At 72.1% G+C, this 11480-nt stretch carries 7 protein-coding genes and 1 pseudogene; 4 read left to right on the top strand and 4 right to left on the bottom strand.

Features of this window, described 5'->3' with window-relative positions; translation table 11 throughout:
* The 3 genes from VFO68_RS06340 to VFO68_RS06330 all read right to left on the bottom strand — a co-directional run.
* The coding region (locus VFO68_RS06340) for a VCBS repeat-containing protein (RefSeq protein WP_325157216.1) at nt 1-1120 on the bottom strand (1120 nt) is incomplete at its 3' end.
* A complete protein-coding gene (locus tag VFO68_RS06335) occupies nt 1117-2100 on the bottom strand; it encodes a DUF1702 family protein (protein WP_325157215.1) in 984 nt (327 codons plus the stop codon). The genes VFO68_RS06340 and VFO68_RS06335, both read right to left, overlap by 4 nt.
* A 38-nt stretch (nt 2101-2138) precedes the next feature.
* Nucleotides 2139-3149 carry a DUF1702 family protein gene (locus VFO68_RS06330; protein WP_325157214.1) on the bottom strand — a complete coding sequence of 337 codons (1011 nt, stop codon included), beginning with the start codon at nt 3147-3149 and terminating at the stop codon, nt 2139-2141.
* A 304-nt stretch (nt 3150-3453) separates the two neighbouring features.
* On the opposite strand from VFO68_RS06330, the gene VFO68_RS06325 reads away from it, so the two are divergent.
* From VFO68_RS06325 to VFO68_RS06310, 4 genes are all read left to right on the top strand, one after another.
* The gene (locus tag VFO68_RS06325; RefSeq protein WP_325157213.1) at nt 3454-9279 is read left to right on the top strand and encodes a type I polyketide synthase; all 5826 of its coding nucleotides are present in this window, start codon (nt 3454-3456) and stop codon (nt 9277-9279) included.
* Between the two features lie 5 nt (nt 9280-9284).
* On the top strand, nt 9285-9755 hold the full coding sequence (locus VFO68_RS06320; protein ID WP_325157212.1) for an acyl-CoA thioesterase: 471 nt from the start codon (nt 9285-9287) through the stop codon (nt 9753-9755).
* A 1-nt stretch (nt 9756) separates the two neighbouring features.
* A complete protein-coding gene (locus VFO68_RS06315) occupies nt 9757-10305 on the top strand; it encodes a flavin reductase family protein (RefSeq protein ID WP_325157211.1) in 549 nt (182 codons plus the stop codon).
* A gap of 69 nt (nt 10306-10374) precedes the next feature.
* Entirely contained in the window at nt 10375-11217 is an 843-nt protein-coding gene (locus VFO68_RS06310) for a winged helix-turn-helix transcriptional regulator (RefSeq protein ID WP_325157210.1), read from the top strand.
* Nucleotides 11218-11281: 64 nt separating this feature from the next.
* Here the strand turns inward: VFO68_RS06310 and VFO68_RS06305 are convergent.
* Nucleotides 11282-11480 (bottom strand): annotated as a pseudogene (locus VFO68_RS06305) (hypothetical protein); the annotation flags it as partial.

Raw genomic sequence — 11480 nt, 5'->3', positions numbered from 1 at the left:
TGAGGTTGGACACGAACGCGTCGTAGAGGCCGTCGTGGTTGAAGTCGCCGAAGTCGATGCCCATGCCCTTGAACGAGTCGTCACCGATCCGCTTGGACTTCGGGGTGCCGGGGGTGCGGTCCGTCCTGGTGTTGGAGAACTTCACCTTTCCGGGGGTGGACTCGTTGTACAGCAACCGGTCCTGACCGAAGTCGTTGGCGATGTACAGCTCGGGCCGCTGGTCGGCGTCGAGGTCGGTGGCGCTGACCGCCAGCGTCCAACCGTGCCGGGCCTCCTCGGGCAGCGCCTCCTCCGGCGCCCGCTGGAACGTCGCGGTGGGACGGTCGCCCGCGGTGGCGCCCGAGCACAGCAGGATGATCTTGCCGCCGCCGTTCTGGGCGTGCGACAACGAGTGGTTCATCGTCACGCCGCCGTTCTTGGTGGGGTCGAGAACGGGGCTGTCCGGGAAGTAGTTGCCGACGAAGATGTCGTCGTGGCCGTCCCCGTCGATGTCGGCGACGGTCGCCGCGTTGGAGTTCCACTGTGGACCGACGTACCGGCCGCCGGACTCGACGCCGGGCAGCACCTCGGACGGCTGGAAGGCATCGGCGGACAGCGTGCCGACGTTCGCCTTCCGCAGGTAGAGGATCGGGGTCCGGCCCCACATGTAGACCAGCAGGTCCAGCCGGCCGTCCTCGTTGAGGTCGGCGGGCACGCAGCCCATCGGGGCCATCGTGCTGTCGACCGGGAGCGGCGCCGGGTTGAGGGCGAACGGCAGGTAGCGCTTGATGTTCCGGTCCGGCGCCGGCGTGATGATCACCTGGTCGGTACGCGGGTCGACCACGCACAGGTCGTTGGGCAGCCGGTCGCCGTCCAGGTCGTTCAGGGCGACCGCCGCGCCGACCGAGGACATCCACGCGTCGATGTGCTTGTAGGCCTGGTTGACCTGCCTCATCGTCTGCTGTTTGGCCGACGGGGGCAGGGCCAGGCTGTGGCCGGTGAACGCGTAGTCGCTCGCCAGGTCGTTGCGTTCCTCGGCCGAGCTCTGCGGCAGCGTGACCGCGAAGAAGAACCCGACGACGACCACGAGCGCGATGACACCGGTCAGCTGCCGGCGCAACAGCCCAAGTATCGCGGTCATGAGTTGACACCTCCAAGGGAAACAAATTCACTGGCGAGCCGCTGCCGCCACACCTCATAGGCCGGCAGCTCGCCCTCGACCGCGTGCACCGGGCGGTGCTCGCCAACGATCCGGGCCACCTCCTGCGGCGTCGCACCGCAGAGCACCCCGGTGGCCAGGGCGCTGTGCGGGGGCACGATGCCGGCGCGCACCCGGGCGTCGGCGGCGAACGCGCTGCCCTGCGCCAGGTTGCCGCCGAACTCACCGGCGCGGCGCACCAGCGCCCGTAGCTCGGACTCCTCGACACCGCCCGCGTAGGTCGCCGCCAGACCGGTGCCGCTGTACAGGTCGGGGCGCCGGGCGGCGGGGAACGCCTCGATCAGGTCGGCCACCCGCTCCGGGTCGGTGCCGCCGATGAACCACAGCGCCCGGCCGATGCCCTGGTCGATGGCGTTGTTGGCGTACGACCCGTGCGGGCCGCCCGGCCACGGGAAGCGCGGGTTCTGGTACTGGGCCTCGACATACCGGGCGGTGTGGAAGTACGCCTGGTGGAAGCCGTAGCCGTCGAGCACCAGCGGCACCAGCACCGGGTCCAGGCTGGCCGGCCGGGGCCAGCGGAACCGCGGCAGCCGGGCCATGGCCCAGCCGATGCCCACGTAGACCAGGTAGCGGTAGGCCTCGGCGCGCGGCTCGGCGAGGAACCGGCGGACGTTGTCGGACCGGCCGAAGGGCATGCCGTCGAGCACGGCCAGGCCCATCCCGGCGCCCTCGTAGGCGAAGCCGCGCGCCCAGTCCGGCACCTGTTCCAGCGCGGCTATCGCGTCCGCCGGAACCCGCGCCTCCACCGCGTAGGCATAACCCCGCAGAAACGTCTTCCCGACGGTCTCGAGCCTTTCCTGCGCGGCCGGCGACTTCTTGTGGAAGCCGCGTTTGTCAATGCTCGTCTCGGAATCGTCCGGAGTGAGCAGGCGACGCCGGAGGGCTCGCCAGGAACCGGCCATGTTTCAATCCCCTAACCGTCTTCTCGTGGGTTGGCGTCTCAGCCGGCTTTCCGGTCGGCCGGCGGCGCTGCGGCGGCGGTGAGGTGTTCTCGGATGCGGCCCCGCCACCGCTCGTAGACCGGCACCGCCTGGTCCCCGTCGTCGGGGTAGGCCTCGGTGCGGTCGGCGATCGCCACCGCGTCGGCGACGGACAGGCCGGCCAGCGTCGTGGCGCCCAGCTCCGAATGCGCCGGCACGTGGCCGGCGAAGGTCCGCGCCTTGATCGCGAAGACCACGCCGACGCCCAACTGCGGCCAGTGCTCCGCGGACGCGGCGCGCAGCACGGCCAGGCCATCGGCCGGACACCCGCCCGCGAACGTGGCGGCCAGCCCCACCCCGCTCCACAGGTCCGGCCGGCGCTGCGGCGCGAACCGGTTGACCGCCGCGGTGACCGCCGCCGGGTCGGCCCCGTGGATGAACCACAGCGCCCGGCCGATGCCCTGGTCCACGGCACGCGGGAAGTAGTCGGCCGATCCCTCCCAGGGATACGGCGCCGGCACCCGCTGCTCGTCGACGTAGCGGCGGGTGTGGAAGTAGGCGAGGTCGAAGCCGTAGCCGTCCACCGCCAGCCAGGTCATGGTCGGGTAGTACGGCGAGTCGGTCAGGTCGGGAATGATGTTGCGCCACAACGGCCTCGGCAGCCTGGCCATGGCGAACCCGATGCCGATGTAGGTGAGGAACACGTGCGGCGCGCCCGGTCCGAGCAGCAGCTCGCGGGTGCGCCGGCCGCTGCCGCCGGCCATCGCGTCGCGGACCGCGAACGCCATCGCCGCGCCCTCGTAGGCGAACCCGCGCTGCTCGGCCTCCACCAGTTCCAGCCGGCGCTGCACGTCCCACAGATCCCTGGCGGCGATACCCCACTCGAACCCGCACACCACCGACTGCGGGATGGCCTCCAGCCGCTCGGCGGCCGGCGAGCCGGCGCCGGGGAAACCACGTTCGGCGAACGTGACGGTGGACAGCTTCGGCGCCAGCACGTACTGGCGCAGCGAACCGAGAAGCGATGGCATCGATTCCTCCGCTGGTGGGGTAATGCCATGTTCAGGCGGGCAATCTTGGCCGCGCATCTCCGGCAATGCGGTATGCCGCCCTGTGATGATCATGCGCCGAGCAGTACCGCACGCTCGGAGAACACGGGTGAACGGCACATGAGGAGAAGTAATCCGCCATGGCACTGGTGCACCCTTGACGAGGCAAGCTAAGGAAGTTGTCGAGGGCTGTCGCCGGACTCGGCGGGTTTGCCGCGATATGCGGCCGGGCGTAACCAGGCGCGCCGACTGGGGTCGGTTGGTCATCGAGAATAGGCGGTACAGGTTGAGCACCGTGCGGATCGCGATCGTCGGCATCGGACTTCGTTACCCCGACGCCGCCAGTACTGAAGATCTCTGGGAGAACATTCTGGCCGGGCGCCGGGCCTTCAGAAGGCTGCCCGACCAACGGATGAACCAGGCGGACTACTACTCGCCCGACCAGAACGCGCCGGATCGCTTCTATTCCAGCAAAGCGGCCGTGCTGCGGGACTACGAGTTCGACCGTCTCAAGTATACGGTCGCGGGCAGCACCTACCGGTCCACCGATCTCACGCACTGGCTGGCCCTGGAGGTCGCCGCGGCGGCACTGGCCGACGCCGGCTTCCCGAACGCCGCGGGCCTGCCCAAGCACGCCACCGGCGTGGTGCTGGGCAACAGCCTCACCGGAGAGTTCTCCCGCGCCAACCTGATGCGCCTGCGCTGGCCCTACGTCCGGCGCACGCTCGCCGCGGCGCTGTCCGCCAAGGGCTGGGACGACGACGAGACCAGCGCCTTCCTGCGCGACCTGGAACCGGTCTACAAGGCGCCGTTCCCGCCGATCGACGAGGACACCCTGGCCGGCGGCCTGGCCAACACCATCGCCGGCCGCATCTGCAACTACTTCGACCTCGGCGGCGGCGGCTTCACCGTGGACGGCGCGTGCTCCTCCTCGCTGCTGTCCATCGCCACCGCGGCCAAGGCGCTGTCCGACGGCGACCTCGACGTCTGCCTGGCCGGCGGCGTCGACCTGTCCATCGATCCCTTCGAGGTGATCGGCTTCGCCAAGACCGGCGCGCTGGCCACCGGCGAGATGAAGATCTACGACAAGGACTCCAACGGGTTCTGGCCCGGCGAGGGCTCCGGCGTCATCGTGCTGATGCGCGAGGAGGACGCGATCGCCCGCGACCTGAGGATCTACGCCTCGGTCACCGGGTGGGGCATCTCCTCGGACGGCAAGGGCGGCATCACCCGACCGGAGGCCGCCGGGCACCGGCTGGCGATCAGCCGCGCCTACAGCCGCGCCGGGTACGGCGTGGACACCGTCGGCTACTTCGAGGGCCACGGCACCGGCACCGCGCTCGGCGACGCGACCGAGCTGGAGGCGCTGGGCTCGGCCCGGCGCAACTCCGACCCGGCGGCCCGCCCGGCCGCGGTCAGCTCGGTCAAGGGCAACTTCGGCCACACCAAGGCGGCTGCCGGTGTCGGCGGACTGATCAAGGCCGCGCTTTCCGTGTACCACCAGGTGATCCCGCCGGCCACCGGGCACTACGAGCCGCACCCCAAGCTCACCGGCGACAACCCGGCGCTGTTCGTGCCGCGCGAGGCGCAGCTGTGGCCCTCGGACACCCCGGTCCGGGCCGGTGTGTCGGCGATGGGCTTCGGCGGCATCAACACGCACATCGCGCTCGAGCAGGCGCCCGGCGCCACCCGCCGGGCCGAGTTGCCCGGCAAGGCCGTCGAGCTGGTCGGCAGCCGGCAGGACGCCGAACTGCTGCTGCTGGACGCCGCCGACGCCGCCGGCCTGCGCGAGCGGGTCGCCGGGCTGGTCGACCTGGTGGCCGCGCTGTCCTTCGCCGAGCTCGCCGACCTGGCCGGCGCGCTGGCCGGGGAGCTGTCCGGCGGGCCGGTGCGGGCCGCGGTCGTGGCCGGCAACCCGGAGGACGCCGGCCGCAAGCTGAGCCGGCTGCTGACCGCGCTGGACGCGGGCGAGCAGCGGGTGTTCGGCGTCGACGGGGTGTTCCTGGACCACCGCGACGCCGCCGGCAAGATCGCCTACCTGTTCCCGGGCCAGGGTTCGGGACGCGGCGCCATCGGCGCCATCCGGCGCCGGTTCGCCGACGCCGAGGCGGTGTTCGCCGCGGCAGGCGTGCCCACCGGCGGCGACCAGACGGCCACCGAGGTGGCCCAGCCGCGGATCGTCGCGGGCTCCGTCGCCGCGCTGCGGGTGCTGGAGCGCCTCGGCGTGTCCGCCGACGTCGCCGTCGGGCACAGCCTCGGCGAGCTGACCGCGCTGGCCTGGGCCGGCGCCCTGGACACCGACGACGTGCTGCGCCTGGCCAAGGCGCGCGGCCAGGTCATGGCCAACGCCAGCCAGGGCGGCGGCGCGATGGCGGGCCTGGCCACCACGCCGGGGCAGGCCGAGGAGCTGTTCGGGACGGAACCGGTGGTGATCGCCGGCTACAACGGCCCGCGGCAGACGGTGATCTCCGGTCCGGCCGACGCGGTGGACCGGGTGTGCGACCGGGCCCGGCTGGCCGGCGTGACCGCGACCCGGATCAACGTCTCGCACGCCTTCCACTCGCCGCTGGTGGAACCGGCCGCGGTGGCGATGACCGCGCGGCTGACCGAGTTCGACTTCAGCCGGCCCACCCGCGCGGTGGCCTCCACGGTGACCGGTGACCTGCTCGACCCGGACACCGACCTGCGGGTGCTGCTGCGCGACCAGGTGCTGTTCCCGGTGCGCTTCCACGAGGCGGCGGCCCGCGCGGCCGGCGACGCCGACCTGGCCGTCGAGGTGGGCCCCGGCCGGGTGCTCGCCGGACTGCTGCGGGACATCGCGCCGGACACGCCGGTGCTCTCCGTTGACACCGACAGCCCGTCGCTGAGCTCGCTGCTGTCCGTGGTGGGCGCCGCGTTCGCGCTGGGCGCCCCGGTGGACACCGCGGCGCTGTTCGCCGGCCGGGTGCTGCGCCCGCTGCCGCTGGACGGCTCGTTCACGTTCCTGTCCAGCCCGTGCGAGGCCGCCCCCGACCTGTCGGTGGGGTTGACCGTGCTGGGCGCGGAGGCCCCGGCGGCCGGTGCCGCCGAGGCGGCCGCCGCCGGCGCCGAGGCGGGCGAGGACGGTCCGTCTACTTTGGACCTGCTGCGCCGGCTCGCCGCCGAGCGGGTCGAGCTGCCGCTGGAGACCGTCACCGCGGACACCCATCCGCTGGACGACCTGCACCTGAGCTCCATCACCGTCGGCCAGATCGTCAACGAAGTCACCCGCCAGCTCGGCCGGCCGACCCTGGAGCTGACCACCAGCTTCGCCACGGTCTCGCTCGGCGAGCTCGCCGACCTGATCGACGAGCTGGCCGACACCGCGCAGGGCGGCGACGGCGGCCGGGGCAGCGCCGAGGCGCCCGGGGTGGCGCCGTGGGTGCGGCCGTTCTCGGTCGACTACCTGCCGGCCAGACCGCCGCGCGTCACCGTCGGCACCGGCCCGGAGGGCAGCTGGCAGGTGTTCGCGCCGGCCGGCCACCCGCTCGCCGAGCGGTTGCGGGCGGCGCTGGCGGCGGCCGGCATCGGCGACGGCGTGCTGCTGTGCCTGCCGGACAACGGCGAGGCGCACGTCGGTCTGTTCCTCGAGGCGGGCAAGGTGGTCGCGGCCGCACCGGCCGGCGTCCGGTTCGTCGTGGTGCAGGGCAAGTACGGGGCCTCCGGCCTCGCCCGCACCGCGTTCCTGGAGGCCACCGGCGTGCCGACCACGATCGTCACGCTGGCCGACCTCGCCCCGTCGAACGCGGCCGAGGTGGACGAGGCGGTCCGGCGGGTGGTCACCGACGCCGCCGCCACCACCACGTTCAGCGAGGTCCGCTACACCGCCGACGGTCAGCGCACCGCCCCGGTGCTGCGGGTCCTGCAGGCGCCCGCCGAGCCGCGCACCGGCACCCCGCTGGACGGCTCGGACGTGCTGCTGGTGACCGGTGGCGGCAAGGGCATCACCGCCGAGTGCGCGCTGGCCATGGCCAAGGACTCCGGCGCCAAGCTGGCGCTGGTCGGCCGGGACGAGCCGGGCGGCGACGAGGAGCTGACGGCCAACCTGGCCCGGATGGCCGCGGCGGGCGTGGTCTACCGCTACGAGCGCGCGGACGTCACCAACCCGGCCCAGGTGGCCGCCGCGGTGGCCGCGTTCGAGGCCAACCTCGGCCCGGTGACCGCGATCATGCACGGCGCCGGCCGCAACGAGCCGTCCGCGCTGCCCAACCTGACCGAGGAGACGTTCCACAACGCGCTCGCCCCCAAGATCGCCGGGCTGCGCCTGCTGCTCGACGCGGTGGACCAGGACCGGATGAAGCTGCTGGTGACGTTCGGCAGCATCATCGGCCGGGCCGGGCTGCGCGGCGAGGCGCACTACTCGACCGCCAACGACTGGATGTCCGAGCTGACCGCCGACTTCCAGGCGGCGCACCCGCAGGCGCGGGCGCTGGCCCTGGAGTGGTCGGTGTGGTCCGGCGTCGGCATGGGCGAGAAGCTCGGCGTGGTCGAGGCCCTGGTGCGCGACGGCATCACCCCGATCTCCCTGGAGAACGGTCTGGCCGTGCTGCGCCAGGTGCTGGCCGACCCGTCGGCCGGGCCGATCCTGACGGTCAGCGGCCGGATGGGCGGGCTGCCCACCCTGCCCCTGGACCTCAGCCAGGAGCTGCCGCTGACCCGGTTCGTCGACCGGGTGCTGGTGCACTACCCGGATGTCGAGCTGATCACCGAGGTGGAGCTGTCCCAGGGCGGTGACCCCTACCTGACCGACCACCAGCTGGACGGCGACCTGCTGTTCCCCGCCGTGGTCGGGATGGAGGCGATGACCCAGGTGGCCACCGCGGCACTGGGCCGCACCGCCACCCCGCTGCTGTCCGACGTGGAGTTCCTGCGCCCGGTCGTGGTTCGGCCCGGCCACACCACGGCGGTCCGGCTGGCGGCACTGGTCCAGGACGACGAGACGGTGTCGGTGGCCATCCGGGCCGAGGACACCGGCTTCAGCGCCGACCACTTCCGGGCGACGCTGCGGCTGCCGCGGCCGGCCCTGCCCGAGGACGGCCCGACCCGGGAGGCGCTGGAACTGCCCAAGGTGCCGGTCGACCCGGGCACCGAGCTGTACGGCAGCGTGCTGTTCCAGGGCAAGCGGTTCCAGCGGCTGCTCAACTACCGGCGGGCGAGCGCCCGGCACGCGGTGGCCGAGCTGTCCACGACCACCCCGGCGCCGTGGTTCGCCGCGTACCTGCCCCAGGACCAGGTGCTGGCCGATCCGGGCACCCGCGACGCGGTGATGCACGCGATCCAGTGCTGCGTGCCGGACGCCACGCTGCTGCCGCAGGGGATCGAGCAGCTGTACCTGGCCGAACCGGCCGACCAGCAGGTGGAGTTCGTGATCATGGACGCCCGGGAGCGGTCGCAGGACGGCGACAGCTACGTCTACGACGTGGACGTGCTCGACCCGTCCGGTCAGCTGGTGGAGCGCTGGCAGGGCCTGGCGCTGCGGGCGGTGCGCAAGAAGGACGGCTCCGGCCCGTGGTCGCCCGCGATGCTCAGCGGTTACCTGGAGCGCTCGCTGGAGCGGGTGCTCGGCGGCAGCCGCGCGGTGGTCGTCGAACCCGACCCCCAGCCGGGCGTGCCGGCCGACCGCCGGGTGCAGACCCAGCTCGCCGCCGGCCGCGCCATGGGCACTCCGGTGACCGTGCGGCACCGGCCGGACGGCAAGCCGGAGTTGGACGGCGCCGAGATCTCCGCCTCGCACAGCGCCGGGGTGAGCCTGGTGGTGACCGGGTCCGGCCGGCTGGGCTGCGATGTGGAGACGGTGGCGCACCGCAGCGCCGAGGACTGGGCCGGACTGCTCGGCCCCGACCTGCTGCGGGTGCGCGAGCTGGTGATCGCCGAGACCGGCGAGAACGCCGACGTGGCAGGCACCCGGGTGTGGTGCGCGCTGGAGTGCCTGCGCAAGAGCGGGGTGACCACCCCGACGCTGACCGTCGACCGGGCACACGGCGACGGTTGGGTGGTGCTCTCCGCCGGTTCGGCGAAGGTGGCCACCTGGATAACGAGGCTGAACGCCGGACCCAACTCCGTTGTGTTCGCCGTTCTGGCGGGAGACGACTGACAGTCATGACCAACTATTACGAGCTGCGCCATACGGTCGGGTTCGAGGAGACCAACTTCGTCGGCAACGTGTACTACGTCAACTATCTGCGTTGGCAGGGCAAGTGCCGCGAACAGTTCCTCATCGACATGGCGCCCGGCGTGCTCGCCGAGGTGATGGAGGACGACCTGAAGTTGTTCACGCTCAAGGCCGAGTGTGAGTTCTTCGCCGAGATCACCGCGTTCGACGAGCTGTCCGTGCGGATGCGCCTGGAGGAGCTGACCCAGACCCAGATCGAGTTCGGCTTCGACTACGTGCGCCTCAAGGACGGAGCGGAAACCCTTGTGGCGCAAGGCAAACAGCGGATCGCCTGTATGCGCGGACCGAACAACGCGACGGTGCCCTCCCGGGTTCCGGCCGCGTTGCGGGAGGCGCTGGCCCCCTTCACCAGCGCGCAGGCCGGCCGGCGCGCGGTGTCCACGGCGACGGGAGGATGACATGTCGGCGGACGGTGAGGTGGTCCCGTTGCAGCAGCACGGGATGGTCCCGGCGTCGCTGCGCGAGGTGATGGGTCAGTTCGCCACCGGCGTGACCGTGCTGACCGCCGGTGGCGACCACGGGCACGGCATGACCGCGAACGCGTTCTCCTCGGTGTCGCTGGATCCGCCGCTGGCGCTGTGCTGCGTGGCCCGGCCGGCGCGGATCCACGAGGCGATCCTGGTGACCCGCAGCTTCGGGGTGTCGCTGCTCGCGGCCGACCAGCAGAACCTGGCCCGGTACTTCGCCGACCGCACCCGGCCGGTCGGCATGGCCCAGTTCGACCGGGTGGACTGGGTGCCCGGACCGCAGACCGGCACTCCCCTGCTGGTCGGCGCCCTGGCGTGGTTGGAATGCCGGCTGACCGAGGTCTACCACGGCGGCGACCACTCGATCTTCCTCGGCACGGTGCTCACGTCGAGCCGGGGGACCAACCGGGACGCGTTGCTGTTCTTCGCCGGTGCCTATCACCAGCTCGCGCCGCCGGCGAGCGCAGTCAGGTCGGCGTAGCCGCGCGGAGTTGGCATTTCGCGTGGTGAGTGATGGGTGAGTCCGAGGACCGGAGAGATTGGACGCGCAATGACGGACGCGCAGTGGAAGCTGGTTTTCGACCAGCAGGGCGTGACGATAGCGAGTGACAAGTTTCAGTTCACGACCAACGCGACGAGGCAGCAGGATGACGCGGGGCTCGACTTCGAACAGCAGATGGCGATCAACTCCGCGGAGTCCTCCTACATGGAGGCCGTCATCTCCCAGCTGCAGACCATGACCAGGCGCACCTACGGGCAGTACTGCGGGCTTTCCCGGGCCATCGAGGTGGTCGGCGAGCGCTGGTCGCCGATGATCATCCGGGACCTGCTGGTCCGCCCGAAGTCGTTCCACGAGCTGAACCAGGGCTTCCCGAGCGCGTCGACGGACATCCTGTCGGCCCGGCTGGGCGAGCTCGAGCACAGCGGCGTGGTGCGGCAGGTGCAGGACACCGACGGGGAGACCCGGTACCGGCTGACCGCCTTCGGCCGGGACCTGGACGACGCGATGATCCGGCTCGGTCGCTGGGGCGCCCGGCTGCTCGGTGCCCCCCGGCCCGAGGACGTGGCCACCAACGACTCGGTGCGGATGGCCCTGCGGACCATGTTCGATCCCGAGGCGGCCGCCGGCATTCAGGTCAGCTACCAGCTCAACCTCGACGACATCGTGGTGCACGCCCGGATCGACGACGGCGTCATCGAGACCGGTGAGGGGCCGCTGGCCGGCGCCGACCTGGTGCTCGAGCCGGGCGAGACGCTGATGCCGATGCTGACCGGCGAGCTGTCCGCAGCCGAGGCGATCGCGACCGGCAGCCTCAAGTACTTCGGTGACCCGGCGCTGGTCGCCCTGTTCACCGAGCTGTTCAAGATCGACCCGATGCCCGTGGACAGTTAGGACTGGCAACGAAAAAGGGGTCCTGGGCCGTGGCCCGGGACCCCTTCTCAGGCGGACTACTACTTCAGGCGCTGCGCAGGTGGCCCCGGCCGGTCAGGTCCCGGCCCATGTAGGCGGCGAGCTCGCGGAAGGTGCGGGCGAGTTCGGGGAGGTCTTCGCCGATGAGGGCCTGCGGGCCGTCGCACAGGGCGGTGTCGGGCTGGGGGTGCACGTCGACGATCACCCCGTCAGCGCCGGCCACGACCGCCGTCCTGGTCAACGGG

It is taken from the genome of Actinophytocola sp. (genome assembly GCF_035712165.1).
Taxonomy (GTDB): domain Bacteria; phylum Actinomycetota; class Actinomycetes; order Mycobacteriales; family Pseudonocardiaceae; genus DASYTH01.
The sequence above is the reverse complement of the archived record's forward strand: the minus strand, read 5'-3'. Positions and strand labels throughout refer to the sequence as shown.